The 23266-nt window shown below is 71.3% G+C and carries 19 protein-coding genes; 10 read left to right on the top strand and 9 right to left on the bottom strand.

The genetic code is table 11. From position 1 onward, the window contains the following. The first annotated feature begins 75 nt into the window (after nt 1–75). Both OH768_RS08745 and OH768_RS08740 read left to right on the top strand, forming a co-directional pair. On the top strand, nt 76–1707 hold the full coding sequence (locus OH768_RS08745) for a thiamine pyrophosphate-binding protein (RefSeq protein WP_406451718.1): 1632 nt from the start codon (nt 76–78) through the stop codon (nt 1705–1707). A gap of 80 nt (nt 1708–1787) precedes the next feature. Beyond that, nucleotides 1788–2528: an IclR family transcriptional regulator gene (locus OH768_RS08740; protein ID WP_406451716.1), complete on the top strand. Its 741-nt coding sequence runs from the start codon at nt 1788–1790 to the stop codon at nt 2526–2528. On the opposite strand, the gene OH768_RS08735 is transcribed toward OH768_RS08740, so the two are convergent. From OH768_RS08735 to OH768_RS08725, 3 genes are all read right to left on the bottom strand, one after another. Further along, nucleotides 2520–4034, bottom strand: a complete 1515-nt coding sequence (locus OH768_RS08735) for a sugar ABC transporter ATP-binding protein (protein WP_406451714.1) — start codon at nt 4032–4034, stop codon at nt 2520–2522. The two genes, OH768_RS08740 and OH768_RS08735, sit on opposite strands and share 9 nt — an antisense overlap. Before the next feature lies 1 nt (nt 4035). Further along, nucleotides 4036–5100, bottom strand: a complete 1065-nt coding sequence (locus OH768_RS08730; protein ID WP_406451712.1) for a sugar ABC transporter substrate-binding protein — start codon at nt 5098–5100, stop codon at nt 4036–4038. Between the two features lie 82 nt (nt 5101–5182). Next, nucleotides 5183–6232 (bottom strand): ABC transporter permease, encoded by a 1050-nt coding sequence (locus OH768_RS08725; RefSeq protein WP_406451710.1) that lies wholly within the window; start codon nt 6230–6232, stop codon nt 5183–5185. A gap of 135 nt (nt 6233–6367) precedes the next feature. Here OH768_RS08725 and OH768_RS08720 point away from each other — a divergent pair, with 135 nt between their 5' ends. After that, the gene (locus tag OH768_RS08720; RefSeq protein ID WP_406451708.1) at nt 6368–7093 is read left to right on the top strand and encodes an SDR family NAD(P)-dependent oxidoreductase; all 726 of its coding nucleotides are present in this window, start codon (nt 6368–6370) and stop codon (nt 7091–7093) included. Here the strand turns inward: OH768_RS08720 and OH768_RS08715 are convergent. Beyond that, nucleotides 7070–7783: a MerR family transcriptional regulator gene (locus tag OH768_RS08715; RefSeq protein ID WP_406451706.1), complete on the bottom strand. Its 714-nt coding sequence runs from the start codon at nt 7781–7783 to the stop codon at nt 7070–7072. The two genes, OH768_RS08720 and OH768_RS08715, sit on opposite strands and share 24 nt — an antisense overlap. A gap of 80 nt (nt 7784–7863) precedes the next feature. On the opposite strand from OH768_RS08715, the gene OH768_RS08710 reads away from it, so the two are divergent. Both OH768_RS08710 and OH768_RS08705 read left to right on the top strand, forming a co-directional pair. Further along, on the top strand, nt 7864–8343 hold the full coding sequence (locus OH768_RS08710; RefSeq protein ID WP_406451704.1) for an Appr-1-p processing protein: 480 nt from the start codon (nt 7864–7866) through the stop codon (nt 8341–8343). A gap of 72 nt (nt 8344–8415) precedes the next feature. Next, the gene (locus OH768_RS08705; RefSeq protein WP_406451702.1) at nt 8416–9327 is read left to right on the top strand and encodes a PfkB family carbohydrate kinase; all 912 of its coding nucleotides are present in this window, start codon (nt 8416–8418) and stop codon (nt 9325–9327) included. Between the two features lie 94 nt (nt 9328–9421). On the opposite strand, the gene OH768_RS08700 is transcribed toward OH768_RS08705, so the two are convergent. Further along, the gene (locus OH768_RS08700; protein ID WP_406451701.1) at nt 9422–10909 is read right to left on the bottom strand and encodes a M1 family metallopeptidase; all 1488 of its coding nucleotides are present in this window, start codon (nt 10907–10909) and stop codon (nt 9422–9424) included. 221 nt (nt 10910–11130) lie between these two features. Between OH768_RS08700 and OH768_RS08695 the strand changes: the two genes are divergently transcribed. Beyond that, entirely contained in the window at nt 11131–13083 is a 1953-nt protein-coding gene (locus OH768_RS08695) for a Xaa-Pro dipeptidyl-peptidase (protein ID WP_406451699.1), read from the top strand. A gap of 263 nt (nt 13084–13346) precedes the next feature. On the opposite strand, the gene OH768_RS08690 is transcribed toward OH768_RS08695, so the two are convergent. After that, the gene (locus OH768_RS08690; RefSeq protein WP_406451697.1) at nt 13347–14306 is read right to left on the bottom strand and encodes an FAD-dependent oxidoreductase; all 960 of its coding nucleotides are present in this window, start codon (nt 14304–14306) and stop codon (nt 13347–13349) included. Between the two features lie 84 nt (nt 14307–14390). Between OH768_RS08690 and OH768_RS08685 the strand changes: the two genes are divergently transcribed. Beyond that, nucleotides 14391–15416, top strand: coding sequence for an oxidoreductase (locus OH768_RS08685; protein ID WP_406465196.1), 1026 nt, complete (start codon nt 14391–14393; stop codon nt 15414–15416). A 48-nt stretch (nt 15417–15464) separates the two neighbouring features. Further along, nucleotides 15465–17108: an ABC-F family ATP-binding cassette domain-containing protein gene (locus tag OH768_RS08680; protein WP_406451695.1), complete on the top strand. Its 1644-nt coding sequence runs from the start codon at nt 15465–15467 to the stop codon at nt 17106–17108. A gap of 64 nt (nt 17109–17172) precedes the next feature. Here OH768_RS08680 and OH768_RS08675 read toward each other — a convergent pair whose 3' ends face one another. Beyond that, a complete protein-coding gene (locus OH768_RS08675; protein ID WP_406451693.1) occupies nt 17173–17784 on the bottom strand; it encodes a DinB family protein in 612 nt (203 codons plus the stop codon). A 135-nt stretch (nt 17785–17919) separates the two neighbouring features. Then, nucleotides 17920–20307 carry a Tex family protein gene (locus OH768_RS08670; protein ID WP_406451692.1) on the bottom strand — a complete coding sequence of 796 codons (2388 nt, stop codon included), beginning with the start codon at nt 20305–20307 and terminating at the stop codon, nt 17920–17922. Between the two features lie 198 nt (nt 20308–20505). Here OH768_RS08670 and OH768_RS08665 point away from each other — a divergent pair, with 198 nt between their 5' ends. Further along, nucleotides 20506–21240, top strand: a complete 735-nt coding sequence (locus OH768_RS08665) for a DUF6585 family protein (protein WP_406451690.1) — start codon at nt 20506–20508, stop codon at nt 21238–21240. 68 nt (nt 21241–21308) lie between these two features. On the opposite strand, the gene OH768_RS08660 is transcribed toward OH768_RS08665, so the two are convergent. After that, nucleotides 21309–22178, bottom strand: a complete 870-nt coding sequence (locus OH768_RS08660) for an SCO6745 family protein (RefSeq protein WP_406451688.1) — start codon at nt 22176–22178, stop codon at nt 21309–21311. A gap of 113 nt (nt 22179–22291) precedes the next feature. On the opposite strand from OH768_RS08660, the gene OH768_RS08655 reads away from it, so the two are divergent. After that, the gene (locus tag OH768_RS08655; protein WP_406451686.1) at nt 22292–23248 is read left to right on the top strand and encodes a GlxA family transcriptional regulator; all 957 of its coding nucleotides are present in this window, start codon (nt 22292–22294) and stop codon (nt 23246–23248) included. The last annotated feature ends 18 nt before the right edge of the window (nt 23249–23266 follow it).

Raw genomic sequence — 23266 nt, 5'->3', positions numbered from 1 at the left:
CCCTTGCCTCGCGGGGACGGGACCCCGACGCTGACCTGCGAACCGGTCACCGGTCCCGTCCCCCGAGGAGCCCCCATGGGTCACCGTCCCGCCCTCGCCCTCCTCGACATCCTGCGCGGCGAGGGCGTGGACCGGATCTTCGGCAACCCCGGCACCACTGAACTCCCCTTCCTCGCCGCCCTGTCGGAGGCCGAGGACGCCCCCGAGTACGTCCTCGGCGTCCACGAGGGCGCAGTCGTCTCCATGGCCGACGGCTACGCGCGCGGCACCGGCCGCCCCGCCTTCGTCAGCCTGCACATCGCCGCCGGACTCGCCAACGGTCTCATCGGCCTGCTCAACGCCCGCCGTTCACGCACCCCGCTCGTCGTCACGGCCGGCCAGCAGGACCGCCGCCACCTCCAGCAGGACCCCATGCTCTCCGGCGACCTCCTCGGCCTCGCCCGGCCCGCGGCGAAGGCGACCTACGACATCCAGCACGCCCGCGACCTGCCCCTCGCCCTGCGCCGCGCCTTCGCGCAGGCCAGGCGGCCGCCCGCCGGGCCGGTGTTCCTGTCCCTCCCCATGGACCTGCTGACCGAGGACACCGAGGTCGAGGTCCCCGCCCGCACCGCACCGCCCCGGCCGGGCCCCGCCGCCGGACTCGACCGGGCCGCCGTACTGCTCGGCGCCGCCGCCCGTCCCGCGATCGTCGCCGGGGACGGAGTGGGCCGCGAGGACGCGGTGGCCGCACTCGTCCGCACGGCCGAGGCCTGCGGCGCGACCGTCCACCATCAACCGATGGCCGACTGCCTCAACTTCCCTGCCACACACCCGCTTTACGCCGGGATGCTGCCACCCCGCCACGACGCGATCCGGGCCGCCCTCGCGCCCTACGACACCGTCCTGATCGTCGGCGCCCACGCCTTCACCCCCCACCACTTCAGCCCCGGGCCCGCCCTGCCGCCCGGCATCACCGTCGTCCAGCTCGACTCGGACGCCGACGAGATCGGCCGCAACTTCCCCGCCGACGCGGGCCTGGTCGGCGCGCTCGCACCCTCGCTCCGTCGGCTCGCCGAGCTGCTGCGCGAACAGGTCCCCGACCACACCGCGAAGGCCCGCGTCCTGCGCGCCGGCGAACGGCACACCGCCGAACGGGCCCGCGCCGAGTCCGCCGCCCGCGCCGCCTACTCGACGGCACCCCTCGCCCCCTGGGCCGCCGCCCACGCCGTCGCACGTGGCCTGCCGCCGGACGCCGTGGTCGTCGAAGAGGCCATCACTGTCGGCCTGTTGCTCCGCCGGCTGCTACGCCTGGACCGGCCCGGCAGCTATACCCACACCGTCGGCGGCGGCCTCGGCTGGGGCATCGGCGCCGCCGTCGGCCGCTCGCTCGCCGACCCCGGCCGACCGGTCGTCTCGGTCCTCGGGGACGGCTGCGCGCTCTTCGGACTCCAGGGACTGTGGAGCGCGGCGCGGCAGCAGGTGCCGGTGCTGTTCGTGGTGATGGGCAACGGCAGCTACCGCACCCTCCAGGACGCTTACAAGACGATGGGCGGCAGCGGCAGTTGCCCCGGCACCGAACTCGGCGCCCTGGACTTCACCCAGGCCGCGCGCTTCTTCGGGGTCGACGCGGTCCGGGCGGACAGCGCGGACCACCTGCGTGAACTGGTGGGCGGGGTCGGCGAGTTGACCCGCCCGATGCTCGTCGACGTACCGCTGCGCACCTCGTAGAGATACCGCTTCGATTGCGGTCGCGACTCACCGTGACCCGCACCTTGTCACCCGTGCGCGCAAGCGACCACCATCGGTCCATGACGGACGGGCAGTTGCCGAAGTCGGTGCTCGCACGCGGAGTGTTGCTGCTCCGCGCCTGCGGCGACGCCGGGACCGCGCTCTCCCTCGCCGAACTGGCCGTGCGCACGGGCCTGCCCAAACCGACGGCACACCGGCTGATCGGCGAACTGGTCCGTCTCGGCCTGGTCGAGCGCATGGCGGACGGCAGCTACCGCATCGGGCTCGCCCTCTTCGTCCTCGGTCAATCCTCGCCGTCCGTACGGGAGTTGCGGGACGTGGCGCTGCCCTACCTGGGCGACCTGCACGAGGCGACCCACGAGAACGTGCACCTGGCCGTCCCTGACGGCACCGACACCCTCTTCCTGGAGAAGATCACCGGCCGCCGCGCCACCCCGATCGTCTCCCGCACCGGCGGCCGGCTCCCGGCCCACTGCACCGCCACCGGCAAGGTGTTCCTCGCCCAGGACCCCCGCCCGCCCCGCCGCACCCTGCCCCGCCTCACCCCGCGCACCCTGGTCCTCCCCGGCCAGCTCGCCCGTGACCTCGCCCTCACCCGGGCCCGCGGCTACGGCGTCAACCTGGAGGAGGCCGAGATCGGCATCTCGGCGGTCGCGGCCCCCGTCTACGCCGCCGACCGCGGCTCCCGCCCGATCGCCGCGATCTCCGTCACCGGCGGCACCCGCCGCCTGGACGTGGACCGCATCGGGGCCCGGCTGTGCGCGGCGGCGCGGGCGATCACGCGGAGCCTGTCAGCCTGACGCCGCGTCCTCCGGCCGTGCCGCCGCCCCTTCCCGCCGTGACGCCGTCACCTCGCTCCGCTGCACGGCCACCGCCAGCCCGTGCTCGGTCAACTGCTCCCCGCGCACCTCCTCGGTGACCTTCCCGCGCACGAACACCAGCACCCGGTCGCACACCTCCGTCAGCTCCGCGAGGTCGGTCGAGGCGATCAGGACGGCCGCGCCGCCCGCCGTCAACTCGCCGACGATGCGGTGCATTTCGGCGCGCACGCCGACGTCGACACCCCGGGTCGGATCGTCCAGGACGACGATCTTCGGCTCGGTCGCCAGCCACTTGGCGAAGACGACCTTCTGCTGGTTGCCGCCGGACAGCCGGGCGACCATGTCGTAGGGCCCGCCGCGCAGCCGCAGCCGTTCGGTCAACTCGGCGGTGCGGCGTACGAGTTCGGAGCGGGCGGGGGCGATCCCGCCCCGGCCGAGGGCCAGCCAGCTGACCGCCGTGGTGTTCTCCCACACCGTACGGTCCACCATCAGCCCGTACCGTTTGCGGTCGCTCGGCACGAAGGCGACACCCGCGCGCACCGCGCCCCGCAGTGAGCGCGGCAGTCCCCGGCCGCCGACGTCCACCCGGCCCCCGGCGACCGCCGTACGCCCGCACACCACCGCCAACGCGTCGAGATGGCCCGCCCCTTGCAGCCCCGCGACCCCGACCACCTCACCCGCCCGCACGGTGAACGTCACATCGGCCAGCCGCCCCGGCACGGTCACCCCGGAGAGCACCACGGGCGGCGGCCGGTCCGCCAACGCCCTTGCCCGGCGCGGCGGTTGCTCCGGCCGGCCGCCCAGCATCGCCGACACCAGCTCCGGCACGTCGACCTCGGCCCGCTCCACACCCGCCAGGACGACCCGCCCGTCCCGCAGGACCGTCACCCGCCGTGCGAAGCGCATCACCTCGTCCAGGAAGTGGGAGACGTACAGGACGGCGATGCCCCGGTCGGTCAGCGTGCGCAGCACACGTTCGAGGCGGTCGACGGCCGCGGCCGGCAGCGCCGACGTGGGCTCGTCGAGGATCAGGAGCCCCGGGCGGCGCAGCAGAGCGCGCGCGATCTCCGTCAACTGCTGGTCGGCCAGCGACAGTTCACCCAGTTCGGTGCGCGGGTCCACGTCGAGCCCGAGTTCCGCGAGGACCGGCCGGGCCGCCCGGTCCATGGCGCGCCGGTCCAACAGGCCCAGGCGCAGGGGCGGGTGCTGCGGGAAGAGGTTCTCGCGGACGGTGAGATCCGGGAAGAGGCTCAACTCCTGGGAGACGACGGCGATCCGGGTGTCCTTGGCCGACCGCACCGTCCCGCCGCCCGCGCCCAGCGTCCCCGACAGGATGCGCACCAGCGTCGACTTCCCGGCGCCGTTCTCACCGACCAGCGCGTGCACCTCGCCGCCGCGCAGCCGGATCGACGCGCCGTCCAACGCCCGTACACCGCCGTAGGACTTGACCAGTCCCTCCGCCACGAGCATGTCGTCGTGGACCATGTCAGCGCGCGTCCTTCAGCGGCTTCAGGTTGGCCGCCTCGTCGCCGAGCAGCTTGTCGATCGTCGGTTTGTACCAGTCGTAGGCCGCCTGCGCCGACTTCTGCCGGGCGATGATCTCGTCGATGTCGGACGAGTCGACGACCCCGCCGGGGGACAGGAACCAACCGTCCGGCAGCTTCCCCTTCTTGTGGCGCACGGCCTCGATCAGCATCGCCGTGGACAGATAGCCCTTCAGGAAGTGCTGCGGGTCGATGGTCACGAAGTTGGAGCCGTCCTTCACCGCCTCCAGGGTCTTCGGGTCGACGTCGAAGCCGGCCGTCAGCCACGTGCCGTGCTCGGCCTTCTTGATCTTGGCGAGGTTGTAGCTGTCCGCGTCACCGACGCCGAGGAAGGCGAGCGCGTCCGGGTGCGCGTTCACCTGCGCCGACCAGGAGCTGTAGTTCTGTCCGGGGTCGCTGTACGTCTGGAACGGGCCGAGGACCTTGACGCCGGGCGCCTCCTTCGTGAACGTGTCGGAGATGCCCTTGGCCCGGTTGTCGAGCACCGGCGTCCCCGGGTTGGGCACACCGATCACGACCTGGCCCTTCGGGTTGGCGCCCAGCCGCTTCAGCGCCTCCTTCGCCATCAGCTCACCGAGCGCGTAATTGTCGTTCCCCACATAGAAGTTCACCTTGCTGCCGTCGGTGGGGGAGGTGTCCAGGGCCACGATCGGGATGCCCTGGCCGACGGCGCGGGCGGCGGGCCGGGTGAAGATCGGCGGGTCGAGGTTCTCCAGGACGATGCCGTCCTTCGCGACCGCGGTGAGGTTCTGGAACAGCTGGACCTCCGCCGGGCCGTCCGTGTTGGGCGGTCCTACGGCCTTGAAGTCGACCTTCCCCGCGTGGCTCGCCGCGCTCTGCGCACCGAGCACCATCTCATGGGCGAAGTTCAGGGAGATGTTGGCGACCGAGATCCCCATCTTCAGCCGGCCGCCGCTGCCACCGGAGCCACCGCTGCCGCAGCCTGCGGCGGCCAGCAGGACCAGGGCGCCGAGCGCCGCGGACCACGTACGCGAACGGGGGTGCATCACGGCCTCCAAAAGGCTGGACCACAGGGGGACTTGGAGCGGAGAGGGGCTTGGGCCAGGGCGACTTGGCGGACGGGGGACCTCACTTGCGACGGCGTCCGGTGCGGCGCAGCGCGCTGTCGGCCGCGACGGCGACGAGGATCACCCCGCCGGTCGCGAACGACGTCCAGTTGATGGGTACTTCGAAGAACACCAGGCCGGAGGCGACGACCGAAAGGATCATCGCCCCGGCCACCGCACCGACCACCGAGCCGCGGCCCCCGGCCAGCGGAGTGCCGCCGATGATGCACGCGGCGATCGCCTGCAACTCGTAGCCCTGGCCCAGAGTCGGGTCACCGGCGCCGTAGAAGGCGAGGGCCAGCGCGGCGGCGCAGGCCGTGGTCAGGCCGGACAGGGCCAGCGCCTGGACACGGGTGCGGACGACCGGGATGCCGCTGAAGGCGGCGGCGTCGGGGTTGGACCCGATCGCCCGCACCCGGGCCCCGAAACGGGTCCGGGACAGTACGACGGCCAGCACGACGATCACGGCGAGCAGCACCCACAGGGCGAACGGCACCCCGCCCGGATCACCGCCCGCGACCGTGAAGAACGAGTCGTCCAGCGGGAGATCGGTGATCTGCTTGCCGTCCGCGAGCGCCAGCCCGACACCCCGGAACAGCATCAGCGTGCCCAGCGTGACGATGAACGACGGCAGCGCCAGCAGCGTCGTCACCAGCGCGTTGAACACCCCCAGCACGATCCCGGTGACCAGCATCACCGGCACCGCCAGCCAGGGCGGGGTGCCGTCCCGCACCAGCAGCGCCCCGACGACCAGGCACATCGCGTAGCTGCCGCCGACCGACAGGTCGACCTCGCGCATCGACAGCGCGAAGACCATCCCGCACGCCATGAGCGAGATGTAGACGGAGTTGTGGGCGGTGGACAGGAGGTTGTTCGTGTCCAGGAAGTCCGGGTAGGGGATGCCGATCCCGGCGATCAGCAGCCCCAGCACGAGCAGCACACCGAACTCGTCCCGGACCCACCGGCGCGGGAACGGCGTCGACCGGCGCCTGAGGGGCCCCAACAGGCCCTGCCCGCCGCCCTGTTCACGGGCGCGCTCGGCGTCGTCCACGGCACGCTCGGTCTCGGTCATCGGGCACGGCTCCCGTACGGCTGGTGCTGGGGTCGTCACGCAGGGTGGGCCCGCCGGGCGTGAGCGGCAACCAGGGCGTTTCAGGGAGTGAAATGCGCTCTTGCCGGGCGCCTGACGGATCGTCACACTCGCCCCATGGAGACGCGTACCGCCCTGGTGACCGGAGCGGCACAGGGCCTCGGGCAGGAGTTCGCCGTCGCGCTCGCCGGGCGCGGTTACCGGGTCGCCGGACTCGATCTCGTTCCGCAGCCGGAGACCGCCGAAAGGGTCCTGGACTACGTGGAGTTGATCGGCGACGTCACCGACGAGGCCCAGATCCAGCGGGCCTTGGACCGCCTCATCGGCCAATTCGGCACCCTGCACGTCCTGGTCAACAACGCCGGCGTCTACCCGTCCCGCCCCTTCGAGGAGACCACCCCCGAGGAGTGGCGCCGGGTCATGCGCCTCAACCTGGAGGCGCCGTTCCTGCTGACCCGCGCGGTCCTGCCGTATCTGAAGGCCGCCGGCCGGGGCCGGGTCGTCAACATCGTCTCGGCGGCCGTCCTCACCGCACCGCCCACGATGGTCCCTTACGTCGCCTCGAAGATGGGCCTGATCGGCTTCACCCGCTCGCTCGCGGCGGCGCTCGGGCCCTACGACATCACCGTCAACGCGATCGCGCCCAGCATGGTGCGCACCGCGACCGCCGAGCGGACGGTCGGCGCGGACGGCGGCTTCGAGCACGTCCGCGGCCAGCAGGTGGTGCCGCGCACCCAGCAGCCGTCCGACCTGGTGTCGACCCTGCTGTACGTGGTCGACGAGGGCAGCGGGTTCCTGACCGGGCAGACCCTCAACGTGTCAGGAGGATCCGCCTACTTGTGAGGCGCCGAGCCACTGCTGAAGTTCCTCCCGCAGCGACCGCTGAAAGGCCGTCAGCAGGGCTTGCACGACGAGGGGCTGCATGTGCGCGGACAGCGACTTCACATCCTGTGCGGCACGTTGGGAGACCTCCTCGCGGAACACCTGTGACAACTCGTGGGCCGCAGCGCGGGAATGCTCGATCAGTACGTTGCGCGCGGCGAGGATCGCCTCCTGCGACAGCGGTACGTCGAGCAACCGCACCCCGAGCCGCAGCAGACCGGCGTCGACGCGGTACGCGGCACCGTCGACCCGGACCACGTCCATCGCGACGAGCCGTTCCACGTCCTCCTCGGTCAGCGTCCGGCCCGCCCGCCGCTCCAGCTCCCGCCGGTCCAGGGTCTCCGTGCCGTCCGGCGCCCAGGACGCCACCACCGCGCGGTGGATCGCGAGGTCGTGCGCGCTGAGGTCCGGCGGCAGTTGCCCCACATACCGCTCGATCGCCGCCAGCGTCATCCCCTGGTGCTGCAACTCCTCGATCAGCGCCAGCCGCGCCAGATGCTCCTGCCCGTAGTGCCCGACCCGCCGGGCCCCGATCACCGGCGGCGGCAGCAGGCCCTTGGTGCCGTAGAACCGGACCGTGCGGACCGTGGTGCCGGCCCGCGCGGCCAGTTCGTCGATCGTGAGCGTCGGCTCCCCGGTGTCGGTCGTCATGCGCAGCAGTATCGCTGTCTCACCAACGCTGTGAAACCACCGGAAGGCCGTTGTCAGTGGTGCCGTCTACGGTGGGTGGCATGGGGGAGATCAACTATGTCCGGGGTGACGCGACCGTTCCGTCGGTCAAGGGCGTCAAGGTGATCGCGCATGTCTGCAACGACATCGGGGGCTGGGGAAAGGGCTTCGTGCCGGCCGTGTCGCGCCGCTGGCCGGAGCCGGAGAAGGAGTACCGGGCCTGGCACCGCGCCCGCGCGGCCAACGACTTCGGGCTGGGCGCCGTCCAGTTCGTACGGGTCGAGCGCCATGTGTGGGTGGCCAACATGATCGGCCGGCGGGGGACCCGCACGGGCAGCAAGGGCGTCCCCGTGCGCTACGAGGCGATCGACACGGCCCTGGCCCTGCTGGCCGACCGCGCGGCGGAGCTCGGCGCGTCCGTGCACATGCCCCGCATCGGGTGCGGCCTCGCGGGCGGCAAGTGGTCAAGGGTCGAACCACTCGTCACCGAGCGGCTCGTGCGGCGGGGGATCGCGGTGACGGTGTACGACCACGAGGACTGAGCCGCCGAACCAACTTGCCCCGGACTGAAAGGAGTTGCAGAATCTTGCGCAACTACAGGGAAGGCCGTGATCATGAGCCGTGACATCGACGTCCTCGTCCTGGGCGGCGCCGGCGTGGACACCATCGTCCACGTCCCCGAACTGCCGCTCCCGTACGCCGACAGCTACCTGATCGACCCCGGCATCACCACCCGCGCCGGCCAGACCGGCGACTTCGTGGCCCTCGGCCTGAGCGCGCTGGGCCTGCGCACCCACCACCTCGACCTGCTCGGCGCCGACCCCGAGGGCGACCTGGTCCGCGCGTTCCACCGCGACCAGGCCATCCCGCTCACCGAAGTCCCCGGGACCGCCGGCACCAAGCGCGCGGTCAACCTCGTGGGCCCCGACGGCCGCCGCCTCTCTCTCTACGACTCGACCCGCGCCCACCCCGACGACCGCCTGCCCGAACCCGCGGTCCGCGCCCTCGCCGAGGCGAGCCGCCACGCCCACGTCTCCATCACCCAGCCCTGCGCCCACGCGCTGCCCACCCTGCGCGAGGCCGGAGTGACGATCTCGACGGACCTGCACAACTGGGACGGCAAGAACCCGTACCAGGCGGAGTTCGCCCTCGCGGCGGACATCGTCTTCCTGTCCACCACCGCGCTGACCGGCGACCCCGCGCGCACCATGCGCGCCATCGCCGAGCACGGCCGCGCCGAACTGGTCGTCGCCACGGCCGGAGCGAAGGGCGCGTACCTGCTGGCCGACGACGAGGTGACCCACATCCCGCCGGTCACCCCGCCGTCCCCACTGATCGACTCGAACGGCGCGGGCGACGCCTTCGCCGCCGCGTTCCTGTACGGCTGGCTCAACCGGGAGACACCACAACGCGCCGCCCTGTACGGCACGATCGCGGGCGCGCACGCCTGCACGGTGCCTTCGACGGGGACGGGGGCGATAGGCCGCGGCGACCTCCTGGCGCGAGCAGGGACAGCGCCCCTTTAGGGGCGCGGGGCTGTATCAACTTGCGGCTCCGCCGCGTGGGCGCAACCAGCCACAACCGCCCCGCAGTCCCCATCCCACCGAACCCGGCAGACGCTCAGTGCACGTCGTTCGTAGCCTCGATCTTCTTCCAGGACTTCGGCTGCACCGGAGCCACAGCCGCCTTCGCGATGGAAGCGGTCCGCGCGGCAGGCGCCGCCGGCTTCGTCGGCTGGAACAGCCACGTGTCGAAGAGCGCCGACAACGACTTCCCCGACACCTGCTCGGCGTACTTCTGGAAGTCCTGGACGGACGCGTTGCCGTACGCGTGCTCCTTCGGCCAGCCCTTCACGATCGCGAAGAACGCGTCGTCGCCGACCTCGTTGCGCAACGCCTGGATGGCCAGCGCACCCCGGTCGTAGACCGGAAGCTCGAACTGGTTGTCCGGACCCGGGTCACCGGGCGCGATCGTCCAGAACGCGTCGTCCGCCGGGTGCAAGGCGTACACGTATTCGGCGAGTTGCTGCGTCGTGCCCTCGCCCTCGTGCTCGGACCACAGCCACTGCGCGTACCGCGCGAAGCCCTCGTTGATCCAGATGTCCTTCCAGCCCTTCAGCGACACGTCGTCGCCGTACCACTGGTGGGCCAACTCGTGTACGACGACAGAGGTGTTGGCACCGTTCGCGAACTGCTTCTGGCTGTAGTAGACGCGCGTCTGCGTCTCCAGCGCGTACCCGGTGGTCGTGTTGGGCACATACCCGCCGGCCGAACTGAAGGGATACGGACCGAAGTAGCCGCTGAGCCAGTCGACGATCTCCCCGGTCCGCTCCACACTCGCCCGCGCGGACCCGTCGTTGTCGCCGAGGTCCTTGCTGTAGGCGTTGATGACCGGGACCCCGCCCTCCGAGGTGCTGGTCGTGATGTCGAACCTGCCGACGGCGAGCGTGGCCAGATAGGTCGCCTGCGGCTTGTTCTCCCGCCAGTTGTAGCGAGTCCAGCCGAGCTGTGAACTCGTCGACTGGAGTGTGCCGTTGGAGATCGCCTGGGTGCCGTTCGGCACGGCCACCGACACGTCGTAGGTCGCCTTGTCGCTCGGGTGGTCGTTGCTGGGGAACCACCACCACGCCGACTCGGGTTCGTCCGCCGCGACCGCGCCGTCCGGGGTGCGGTGCCAGGTGTTGAAGCCGTACGCGCTCTTCGTGGACGGCACCCCGCTGTAGCGGACCACGACCGTGATCGGTGTGCCCGTCGGCAGCGGGGTCTTCGGGGTGATCTCCAGCTCGTGCTGGCCCGAGGTCGCGAAGGTCGCCTTCACGCCGTTGACCCGCACCTCGCTCGCGTCGAGGAGGAAGTCCAGATTGAACCGCGAGAGATCCTGCGTGGTCCTGGCGAGGATGGTGGCCGTACCCGCCAGCTCATCCGTCGCGGGCTGGTACTGAAGCCTGAGGTCGTAGTGCGAGACGTCGTATCCGCCGTTGCCGTAGGCCGGGTAGTAGGGGTCGCCGATACCCGGAGCGCCGGGGGAGTAGCCGGCCGCCGATGCCGGGATCGCCAGCAGCAGGGAGGCCGCCGCGAGCGCTCCCGGCGCGATGATTCTGCGGTGCACGAGAACTCCAAGTCGTAGGGCTCCGCGGGAAGCCGAAGAGCCGTGGGGGTCCACGAAGGTCGAAGAGCCGTAAGGTCCACTCGGTCCGTCTGTTCAAAGGCTATTCAGTCCCTGTGCTCCCATGTCTGTCCACGGCACCTCCTGTCACACGATCGCCATTCGGCCGACATGACTCCGAGTGCCTCTTCCAGCACGGGAGTTGACCGATGTACCGTCCGCGCATGCCGAAACGCACGCGCTTCACGATCTGGAGATCGCTCGCGACGGCGGCGACCGCCGCCCTCCTGGCCACTTTCCTCACCCCGGCAGTGGCCCAGAGCGCCCCGCAGGAAAGCCAACCCGTCTACTCCTACGCGAACGCGGTCCGCGAGGCCGTCTGGGTGGACACCGGACTCGACGGCGACGGCGACGGGAAGCCGGACCGCGTCGCCGTCGACATCGTCCGGCCGAGCGAACCCGCCCGCGAGGGCCGCAAAGTCCCCGTCATCATGGACGCCAGCCCGTACTACTCCTGCTGCGGACGCGGCAACGAGAGCCAGCTGAAGACCTACGACGCCGGCGGCAACGTTGTCCAGATGCCGCTGTTCTACGACAACTACTTCGTGCCCCGCGGCTACGCCTTCGTCGGCGTCGACCTCGCCGGCACCAACCGCTCCGACGGCTGCGTCGATGTCGGCGGCCGCTCCGACATCCAGTCCGCGAAGGCCGTCGTCGACTGGCTGAACGGACGCGCCAAGGCGTACACCACACGCACCGGAACCGCCCGCGCCACCGCGAGCTGGACCAACGGCAAGACCGGAATGATCGGCAAGAGCTGGGACGGCACCATCGCCAACGGCGTCGCCGCCACCGGCGTCAAAGGCCTGAAGACGATCGTCCCGATCAGCGCCATCTCCTCCTGGTACGACTACTACTTCGCCAAGGGCGCCCCCCTCTACGACTCCGGCCCCGACTGGCTCTCCGGCTACGTCGACAGCCCCGACGCGCAGGCCAAGTGCGCCGCCGTCCAGCAGAAGATCGTCGACGGGGCCCCGCGCACCGGTGACTGGACGCCGTTCTGGACCGAACGCGACTACGTGAAGGACGCGAGCAAGGTCAAGGCCAGCGTCTTCCTCGTGCACGGTCTGCAGGACCTCAACGTCCGCACCAAGAACTTCGGCCAGTGGTGGGACGCCCTCGCCAAGAACGGCGTCGAGCGCAAGATCTGGCTCTCCCAGACCGGCCACGTCGACCCCTTCGACTACCGCCGCGACGCCTGGGTGGACACCCTGCACCGCTGGTTCGACCACGAACTTCTCGGCTACGACAACGGAATCGACCGCCGGCCGATGGCCGACGTCGAACGCCACCCCGACCAGTGGGAGACGTCGAAGACCTGGCCGCCGAGCGGCACCGCGACCACGACCCTCCACCCCGGGCAGGGCGCCCAGGCGGGCGTCGGCACGCTCGGCCTCGGCAAGGGCACCGGAACCGAGACGTTCACCGACAACCCGCAGGAGAGCGAGACCGACTGGGCCGCCGCGATCGACAAGTCGACGGCGGACAAGGCCGGTTTCGTCACCGGGCCGCTCAAGAAGGACCTTCGTCTTTCGGGTTCCTCGAAGGTGACGATCACGGCGACACCCACCACCGCCACGGCCCATCTCTCCGCCGTCCTGGTCGACCTGGGCCCCGACACCATCCGCGACTACGCCGACTCGGCGGAAGGCATCACCACGCTCACGAACCGCACCTGCTGGGGCGAGAACACGGCGGGTGACAGCGCCTGCTTCCTGGCAACCCAGGCCAAGACCACGGCAGTCGACTACAACGTCTTCAGCCGCGGCTGGGCCGACCTCGGCAACTACGCCTCCGCCACGAAGGGCGTACCGCTCACCCCGGGCAAGGCGTACACGATCACTCTCGACCTGGCGGCGACCGACCACGTCGTCCCGGCCGGGCACCGCCTCGCCCTGATCGTCGCGGGCACGGACAAGGACCTCATCGACCCGCCGTCCACCACCCCGACCCTCACCCTGACCCTGTCCCGCACCTCGGCCCAACTCCCGCTCGTCGGCGGCGCGTCGGCGTTCGCGAAGGCCACGGCGGGAGCCAGGTCCACGGCACCCACGGCCACGACCCCCGACGGTGTACGGACACCCCGTCCGGCCGCCCAGCGGGTACCGGGCAACTGATCACCTACCCGGAGCGGGCAGCGGCGCGAACACGCTCCGCCGCCCGCTCCGGGCACGCGGGCCGCGGGTCTCGCTGTGCGTCCGCTCCGGGCCGCAGGTCTCTGGGCGTCCGCCTCGGACACGCCGGCCGCGCACCTCGCCGCGCGCCCCCGTCGGGCAAGCCGGTCGCGGATCTCGCTCGGCGCCCGCTCCGGGCACACCGGCACCGCCCAGCGCGCGCCGCCGCCCGCGCTGGACACATCGGCCGCCGAAGCCTCCGAGGCTCAGCCCAGCCGCAGCCGCGCCAACTCCGCGGCCTCCTCCGCGCACCCCCACGCCACCGTGATCCCCGCCCCGCCGTGACCGTAGTTGTGCACCAACACCCGCCCGCCCCGCAGCACTTGACGCTCCAGCCGCACCGCGGGCCGGGTCGGCCGCAAGCCCACCCGGTGCTCCAGGACCCGGGCGTCGGCGATCTCCGGCCGGACCGCCGCGCAGCGGGCGATGATCGCCTCGGCGGTCGCGGGATCGGGCGTCATCGACCAGGCGCCGTCCTCGGCCGTACCGCCCAGGATCAGTCCGCCCGGCTGCGGGAAGAAGTACGTGGACGTGTCCGCCGAGTGGTCGACCGACGTGAACCAGGTAGTGATCCCCGGGTTCTCCACCACGACCAGCTGACCGCGCACCGGCCGCATCGAACGGTCGGGCACCAGGTCAAGGGAGTCCAGCCCGGTGCAGTTGACCACGACGGGCGCCGGTACCTCGGTGAGGTCCGTCACCGACGCCTCCTCCACGGTCCCGCCCGCCCGCAGGAACCGCTCCCGAAGCCACGGCAGATGGGTCGACATGTCGATCAGCGGCAGCCGTGCCCACAGCCCGCCGCCCGCGTACTCCCCGGCCCGAGCCTCGCGCAGCCCCGGCACCCGACGCGCCCACGGCCCCAGCTCGTCCAGCCGCGTCCCGCCCTGTACACCGTCGACCATGCGTACGCCCGTCTCCTCGGGCCGCGCCGCCAACTCCTCGTACACGCCAAGCGATTGGAGCGCCCACTTACCGACGAGCGCCTCCGGCTCGATCCGGTACGGCCACCACAGCGCGCCCGCGACGGCCGAGGTCGTCAGCTCGACGGTCTCGCGCGTCCACACCCGGACCCGGGCACCGCTCTCGGCCAGGACGACGGCCGTCGTCAGCCCGATGACGCCCCCGCCGACCACGATGACTTCGCCACTCACACCGCTCTCCATGCGCGGACGGTAGCGGAATACACCATGCCGTGCTCACACCGGCATCGTGCTGGGGATACTCACAGCATGTCTGCCGAACACGCGATGTCCGCCGCGTACGCGGCCTTCGGCCTGGCACCGGCGATGCGCGCCGGTGAAGTCCTCGCGGACGGCGGCTACCAGGTGCACCGCGACTTCGTCGACTTCCTCGTCGACGGCCGCCCGCTGCTCTTCCAGCTCGCCGACCTGGACGCCGTCTCCCCGCTCGCCTCCGACGTCCCGCCCGCGATCTTCACTGCCCAGGTCCGCAGCCTCCTCCTGGAGACCGACCCACCCCTGGAGGGCGGACGCCACATCATCTACGGTTGCCCCGAGTGCGCGGACCTGGCCTGCGGCGCCGTCACCGCCGTCATCGAGCGGGACGGCACCGACTACATCTGGCGCGACTTCGCCTGGCAGACCGACGAACACGCCGACCTGGAGCGCAACGGCTACCACGGCATAGGGCCCTTCCGCTTCGCCGGCACCGAGTACCGCACGGCCCTCGACTCCCTCATCGACGGCACCGAACCCCCGGCCGCCAAACGCCGCGTCCTCCTCATCGGCGCCCGAGTCGCCGTCCTCAACAAGCTCGCCGCCGCCCTCCGCGCCATCGGCATCGGCGCCGAGATCACCGGCGACGCGACCCACGTCCCCGCCGACGAACTCCGCGGCTACGGCGCCGTCGCCTTCGGCCGCGCCGTCACCCAGGAGGAGCGCGCCGCCGTACGGGCCGCCTTCGACCGCGCCGGGGTGGAGGTGGCGTACGTCGACGGACTCGCCCCCATCGTCCCGCTCCTCGTCGCCCAGATCGAACGCGCCCTGGACCGCCGCCCGGCCGAGCAGCACCGGCTGATCCGCCTGGTCACAGCCGACGGCGAGGCGGGCATCGAGGTCACCTCCCCCTGCCGGGTGCGCGTCACCGCGTACCGGCTCGACCGCCTCTACCGCAGCCACACCCAGGTCGTCTTCGACGGCGTCCTGGAACCCGGCCGCCACCGCATCGCCCTCGACGCGAAAGCCGTGAAGGGCGAGTCCTTCGTCGTGGCCCGCACCACGGGGAGTGTGCTGGTGGAGCCGATGGCGCGCTGAAAACCGCGGCGCGAGCGGGCAAAGGGACCGATTAGGATCGGCGGTCTGATGACTGCCACTCTCGTCGCCAAGAATCTCGCCGCCGGACACGGCGACCGCGCCCTCTTCTCCGGGCTCGACCTCGTCGTCGCCCCCGGCGACGTGATCGGCCTTGTCGGTGCCAACGGCGCCGGCAAGTCCACCCTCCTGAGGATGCTCGCCGGACTCCTCGCACCGGAGGAGGGCGAGCTGCGCCTCTCCCCGCCGGCCGCGACCGTAGGACATCTCCCGCAGGAGCCGGAGCGGCGCCCGGGCGAGAGCGTGCGCGAGTTCCTGGCCCGCCGCACCGGCGTGGCCGAGGCCCAGCGCACGATGGACGAGGCCACCCAGGCACTGGTCGACGGCGCACCCGGCGCCGACGACGCCTACTCGACGAGCCTGGAGCGCTGGCTCGACCTCGGCGGTGCCGACCTCGACGAACGCGCCGAGGAGATCGTCGACACCCTCGGCCTCACCGTCGACCTCGACCAGCCGATGACATCCCTGTCCGGCGGCCAGGCGGCGAGAGCGGGCCTGGCCTCCCTCCTTCTGTCGCGTTACGACGTGTTCCTCCTCGACGAGCCCACCAACGACCTGGACCTCGACGGCCTGGAACGCCTCGAACGCTTCGTCTCCGGCCTCCGCGCCGGCACGGTCGTCGTCTCGCACGACCGCGAGTTCCTCACCCGCACGGTCACCAAGGTCCTCGAACTCGACCTGGCCCAGAACCAGATCAACCTCTACGGCGGCGGCTACGAGGCCTACCTGGAGGAGCGGGAGGTGGGCCGCCGGCACGCCCGCGACGACTTCGAGGAGTACGCCGACAAGCGCTCCGCGCTCCAGGACCGTGCCCAGATGCAGCGCGGCTGGATGGACAAGGGCGTCAAGAACGCCCGCCGCAAGGCGAACAACGACAACGACAAGATCGGCCGCAAGTTCCGCAGCGAGGCCAGCGAGAAGCAGGCCGCGAAGGCCCGGCAGACCCAGCGCATGATCGAACGCCTCGACGTCGTCGAGGAGCCCCGCAAGGAGTGGGAGCTGCGCATGGAGATCGCCTCCGCGCCCCGCTCGGGCGCGGTCGTCGCGACCCTGCGGGACGCCGAGGTACGACGCGGCGACTTCACCTTCGGCCCGGTGTCCCTCCAGATCGACTGGGCGGACCGGGTCGCGGTGACCGGCGCGAACGGCGCGGGCAAGTCGACGCTTCTCGCTGCGCTGCTCGGCCGTATCCCCTTGGACGCGGGGCAGGCTTCGCTCGGCTCGGGTGTCCTGGTGGGCGAGGTCGACCAGGCCCGCCGGCTGTTCCACGGCACGGAGTCCCTGCTCGACGCGTTCTGCGCGGCGGTGCCGGACACCGAACCGGCCGAAGTCCGCACGCTGCTCGCCAAGTTCGGGCTCAAGGCGAACCATGTGATGCGTCCGGCCGGGACCTTGTCACCGGGTGAGCGCACCCGTTCGGCGCTGGCGTTGCTCCAGGGCCGTGGGGTGAACCTCCTGGTTCTGGACGAGCCGACGAACCACCTCGACCTGCCGGCCATTGAGCAGTTGGAGTCGGCGCTGGATGCGTATGAGGGCACGCTGTTGTTGGTCACTCATGACCGGCGGATGTTGGACGCGGTGCAGGTGACTCGGCGACTGGAGGTGGCGGACGGGAAGGTGACTGAGCAGCGGTGAGGTTCGGGTGGTTCGTTCACTGCGGGGCGGTGGGGGCTGGTCGCGCCCCGCGGCGGAGCCGCCATCAGACACAGCCCCGCGCCCCTTCAGGGCGCTGACCTTCGGCCTCTTTTGCGGCGCGCTCCACCCTTTCCCGGTGCTCGGCCCACCAACTCGCGTCGCCGGGAGCCATGTTGTCGCCCCCGGCCCGCTGGCCCACCGCTCCGTCGACGAGTTCCCGTACGACGTCGGCGTGGCCTGCGTGCCGGGACGTCTCGTAGATCATGTGGGCGAGCGTGCGGTGCAGGGTGATTTCGCTCCCGCGCTCACCGGGTATGCGGCCGACCGCGTCCAGGGGCAGTTCCTCGATCGTCGCGTCCGAGTGCGCACATATCCGCCGGTAGTCCCCGACGATCTGCTCACGCGTCTCATCGGGCCTCGCCCACAGATCCGCGTTGGGCTCGGCGTCACCCGCGATCCACGACTCCGGCGCGTCACCCGGCCGTCCGAAGACCGTCCCGAAATAGAACGCCTCGGCCCCGGCCAGATGCTTGACCAGCCCCAGCAGATTGGTGCCGGTCGGCGTCATGGGCCGCCGGATGTCGTACTCCGAGAGCCCATCGAGCTTCCAGAGGAGCGTGTCACGGCTGTCCTGAAGGATGACGCGGAGGTCCGCTTTGAAGTCGGGGGCGATCATGCGCCCAGTCTGTCGGAAACATGATCCACGTCCACCTGTTTTCCCCGCTGAGCACCCACCCCTCAGGGGCGCGGGGAACTGCGCGACCAGCCACAACGGACCCGCAGTTTCCCCACGACCTGCCCGGCGCAGCCGTCAGCGCTTGCCCTTCTTCCCCGGGTCCAGCAGCCCGGCCTTGCGCAGAGCATCGGCCATCGCACTGTTGGCCGGCGGCGGAGCCGCCTGGCGCGAACCAGAACCGCCGCCCTGCTGCTGGCGCTGCTGAGGCGGACGCCCGCCCCGCTGCCGACGCTCGCCGCCCCCACCCTGCGGTCGCCGCTCCCCGCCGGAGGCCTGCGCCTCCGCCGAGTCGTCCAGCCGCAGAGTCAACGAGATCCGCTTCCGCGGAATGTCGACATCAAGCACCTTCACCTTGACGATGTCCCCCGGCTTCACCACGTCCCGCGGGTCCTTGACGAACGTCTTCGACAGCGCGGAGACGTGTGCCAGCCCGTCCTGGTGGACACCGACATCGATGAACGCCCCGAACGCGGCCACGTTCGTGACGACCCCCTCCAGGACCATCCCGGGCGCCAGGTCGGAGATCTTCTCCACGCCGTCCTTGAACGTGGCCGTCTTGAACGCGGGCCGCGGGTCGCGCCCCGGCTTCTCCAGCTCTTTCAGGATGTCGGTCACCGTCGGCAGACCGAACTTCTCGTCCACGAACTCCGTCGGCTTCAGCGAACGCAGCACCCCCGTGTTGCCGATCAGCGACGCCACCTCGCTGCCCGCCGTCTTCACCATCCGCCGTACGACCGGATACGCCTCGGGGTGCACGCTGGACGCGTCGAGCGGGTCGTCGCCACCACGGATGCGCAGGAAGCCCGCGCACTGCTCGTAGGCCTTCGGGCCGAGCCGGGCGACGTTCTTCAGCTGGGTGCGCGAGGTGAAGGGGCCGTTGGTGTCGCGGTGCGACACGATGTTCTCGGCGAGGCCGGAGGTGATGCCGGACACGCGCGAAAGGAGCGGCGCGGAGGCCGTGTTGACGTCCACGCCGACGCCGTTCACACAGTCCTCGACCACGGCGTCCAGCGAACGCGACAGCTTCACCTCGGAGAGGTCGTGCTGGTACTGGCCGACACCGATCGACTTGGGGTCGATCTTCACCAACTCCGCGAGGGGGTCCTGGAGTCGGCGCGCGATGGAGACGGCGCCGCGCAGCGACACGTCCATGTCGGGCAGTTCCTGCGAGGCGAACGCGGACGCCGAGTACACGGACGCGCCGGCCTCGGACACCATCACCTTGGTGAGCTTCAACTCCGGGTGCCTGGTGATGAGTTCACCGGCGAGCTTGTCGGTCTCGCGGGACGCCGTGCCGTTGCCGATCGCGATCAGGTCGACCGAGTGCTGTGCGGAGAGGCGGGCCAGCTTGGCGAGCGCCTCGTCCCACTTGTTGGCCGGGACGTGCGGGTAGATGACGTCCGTGGCGACGACCTTGCCGGTCGCGTCGACGACGGCCACCTTCACGCCCGTACGGAAACCGGGGTCCAGGCCCAGTGTCGCGCGGGTGCCGGCCGGAGCGGCGAGCAGCAGGTCGCGCAGGTTCGAGGCGAACACGTTGACCGCCTCGTCCTCGGCCGCCGTACGCAGCCGCAGTCTGAGGTCGATGCCGACGTGCACCAGGATGCGGGTGCGCCAGGCCCAACGGACGGTGTCCTGAAGCCACTTGTCGCCGGGACGGCCCCGGTCGAGGATCTGGAACCGGTGGGCGACCATCCCCTCGTAGGAGGAAGGCCCCTCGGTGGCTTCCTCGGGCTCCAGTACGAGATCGAGGACGTCCTCCTTCTCGCCGCGCAGCATCGCGAGGATGCGGTGCGAGGGCAGTGCGGTGAACGGCTCCGAGAAGTCGAAGTAGTCGGCGAACTTGGCGCCCGCCTCCTCCTTGCCCTCCCGCACCTTCGCCGCGAGCCGTCCGCGCACCCACATCCGCTCGCGCAGCTCGCCGATCAGGTCGGCGTCCTCCGAGAACCGCTCGGTGAGGATCGCCCGCGCGCCGTCCAGAGCGGCCTGCGGATCGGCGACACCCTTGTCGGCGTCGACGAACGCGGCGGCAGCGGCCAGCGGCTCCACGGACGGGTCGCCCAACAGGCCCTCCGCGAGCGGCTCGAGCCCCGCCTCGCGCGCGATCTGCGCCTTGGTGCGCCGCTTGGGCTTGAAGGGCAGGTAGATGTCCTCGAGGCGCGCCTTGGTCTCGGCGCCCCGGATCTGCGCCTCCAGCTCCTCGGTCAGCTTGCCCTGCTCGCGCACCGATTCGAGGATCGCGGTCCGCCGCTCCTCCAGCTCCCGCAGATACCGCAGCCGCTCCTCGAGCGTGCGCAGCTGCGCGTCGTCGAGCATCTCGGTCGCTTCCTTGCGGTAGCGGGCGATGAAGGGCACCGTCGAACCGCCGTCGAGCAGCTCGACGGCGGCCTTCACCTGCCGCTCCCGTACGCCGAGCTCCTCGGCGATCCTGCCTTCGATGGACCCTACGAGGGGTGTCGTCACGCCCGTACCGCCTTCTCCACTGAGGTTGCGCGGCAATTGTGGCAGGTGGCACCGACACTCGGGGATCAGGGCGCCGTCCCGGAGCCGATTTTCGGTGATCTTCTGGACGGTGGGAGCAGAGATAGGAGAGGCTGCGGGTATCGCCTGGTATGAGCAGGCAACAGCCAACTGACACCATTCCCAGCGAAGTTGAGGCTCATGCCCGCGACAGTCCCCTTGGCACCCCCGTCCCCTGCCGTCGCCGAACTGGCGGCACAACACGAACTGGGTACGCTGCTCGCCACCTTCAAACCCCAGCGGTTCGGGTGGTTCGTGAAGTCGTCGTTCTACCTGACGCTCGCGATGCTGTTCTGCCTTTTCGTGGTGCCGGCCGTGATCTTCTACTACACAGCGCTCCGCCGCACCCCGGACTTCAACCCCCGACAGGCGGCCAAGCGGCTGCACCTGTTCGAGCACGGCATGATCGCCGACCAGGAGACGGGTGCCGGCACGGTGGCCGTGCGGTGGGACCGGATCAGGCTCTACGAGGAGCAGGTGCAGAAGATCATCAACGGCATACCGGGGCCGATCCTGTACACCTGCGTGGCGACGAGCCCGGGGGCGAGCGTGACGGTCACCAACTTCTACGAAAAGCCCCGCACTTGGGCCCCGGCCATGCAGAGAGCGGTACTGCTGGCCCAGGGCGCCACCGCGCAGCAGGCGTTCCTGGCAGGCGAAGTCCTGGACTTCGGAGAGTTCGACCTCTCCACCGCCGGTGTCGCGCACCGCAAGCAGGTGCTGCCCTGGACCCAGGTGGGGCAGGTCAAGCTCGGCGGCGGCGCCGTCGCGGTGACGAAGCCCGGCGAATCGGCCTTCTGGGCCCGCGCCATGGCCAAGAGCGTCCCGAATCTTCAGGTGTTCCTGGCCATGGTGGACAAGTACCGCAGCTCGTGAGCCGTCCCTCGCGCCGCTCGGCGGGAGCACCTGCACCGCCGCTGTGACGTCCCGCGGCAGTTCGCCGGCTAGCTCTTGCCGAGCAGATTCCCCGGGAACGCCCCGGCGGCGAGTGCGCGCCGGGCGAACCCGGTCGCCAGCTCGGTCAGCCGTACGACCCCTTCGGCGCCCAGGTGCTCGTACGGTGCCCGGTCCAGCCGGTCGGTCTCCGTCTCGATCCCGGCGCGCAGTGCGACGCCCGCCTCGGTCAACTCGCCGTCCCCGTCGAGCAGTCCGCGCTCCCGCAGCCGTCCCGCGGCGGCGTCCCACTCCTCCTGGCTCCAGCCGCGCGTGCCGAACACCCACTTCGGGGTCATGCCCTTGCCGGTCGCGGTGTGGGACACCACGGCCTCCAGGCCGTCGAGTTCGGCGGACATCAGGACGGCCAGGTGACCGTCGCCGCGGTGCTCGCGCAGCAGGGTGGCGGCGTGGAAGTACGCGAGGTGCGGCTCCTCGGGGACCGGCAGATCGGCATGCGCGGCGTACAGGGGACGCGCGGCGCGCGTGCACGCCTCGGTGGCCTGCAGCGCCAGCCGCGCGGCCTCCGCCATCTCCGCCGACTCGACGACGACGTCGTCCAGCAGACGGCGCAGGGTCGCGTCGACGGCACGCGCGCGTGCCTGAAGGGCCTGCTCCGGGGAGACGGTCTCCCACACGGCGGGGACATGCCGGGCCACGAGTTCGTACTTGTAGTTGTAGAAGGTCGCCGCCACCACGCCGGGCCCGACCCGTCCCAGCGCCGCCGCCCGTGCGGCGAAGTTGACGGCCCTGGAGTCCGTGACTCCGAGCTCCGCCAGTTCCCTCCCCAGGTCGGGCGAGAAGTAGAGCGTGGCGTGCAGGGAGTTGAGCGCGTTGTGGCAGCGGCGCCCGGCACGGGGGTCGACGGCGGCAGTAGTCATGACGGTCACGTTACCGACTGGTCGGTACGCGCTCCAGCGGCGGGCATCGGATGGCAGGAAAGGTGGGGTACTCGTCATTGCGGCCACCACGCGGAGCGCGAAGAATCGGCGCTATGCGAACCGTTCTGGTGGTCCTCTTCGACGATGTGCAGAGCCTCGACGTCACCGGCCCGCTGGAGGTCTTCACGGGCGCCGAGAAGCTGGCACCGGGGACCTACCGCATCCGTACGGCCTCCCTGGACGGCGGCCCGGTACGCACCTCCAGCGGCCTGACCGTCGTACCGGACTCGACCCTCGCCGACGCGCCCGCCCCGCACACCCTTCTCGTCCCCGGCGGCCCGGGCGCTCGGGGTCCGGACCCGCGGCTGACCGACTGGCTGCGCGAGCACGGGCCGCGCGCCGAGCGCCTGGTGTCCGTGTGCACCGGAGCGATCGTGCTCGCCCAGGCGGGCCTGCTGGACGGCCGGCGGGCCACCACGCACTGGGCGTACTGTGCGGAGCTCGCCCGTGACCATCCCGCCGTGACGGTCGAACCCGACCCCATCTATGTCCGCGACGGACCTGTCTCCACCTCGGCCGGCGTCACCTCGGGCATCGATCTCGCACTCGCGCTGGTCGAGGAGGACCTCGGCCGGGACGCGGCACTGACCATCGCCCGCCACCTGGTCGTCTTCCTTCGTCGGCCCGGGAACCAGGCCCAGTTCAGTGCCCAGCTCGCCGCCCAGACGGCCTGCCGGGAACCCCTCCGCGAGGTCCAGCAGTGGATCTCCGAGCACCCAGGCGACGAACTGGGCGTTGAGTCCCTGGCCGCCCGCGCCCGCCTCTCGCCCCGCCACTTCGCCCGCGCCTTCCGGGCCGAGACCGGCATGACCCCCGGCCGCTACGTCGACCGCGTCCGCCTCGAACACGCCCGACGCCTCCTGGAGGACGCCGCCGACGGCATCGAGGAGATCTCCCGCGCCAGCGGCTACGGCACCCCGGAGGCCATGCGCCGCGCCTTCCTCAAATCCCTGGGCACGGCCCCGGCGGAATACCGGCGCCGCTTCCGCCCGGCCACACCCGCCCACTGACCGTCTCGAAAGGCCCCC

The sequence above is a fragment of the Streptomyces sp. NBC_01622 genome, from assembly GCF_045209635.1.
In the GTDB taxonomy this organism is placed as follows: domain Bacteria; phylum Actinomycetota; class Actinomycetes; order Streptomycetales; family Streptomycetaceae; genus Streptomyces.
The sequence above is the reverse complement of the archived record's forward strand: the minus strand, read 5'-3'. Positions and strand labels throughout refer to the sequence as shown.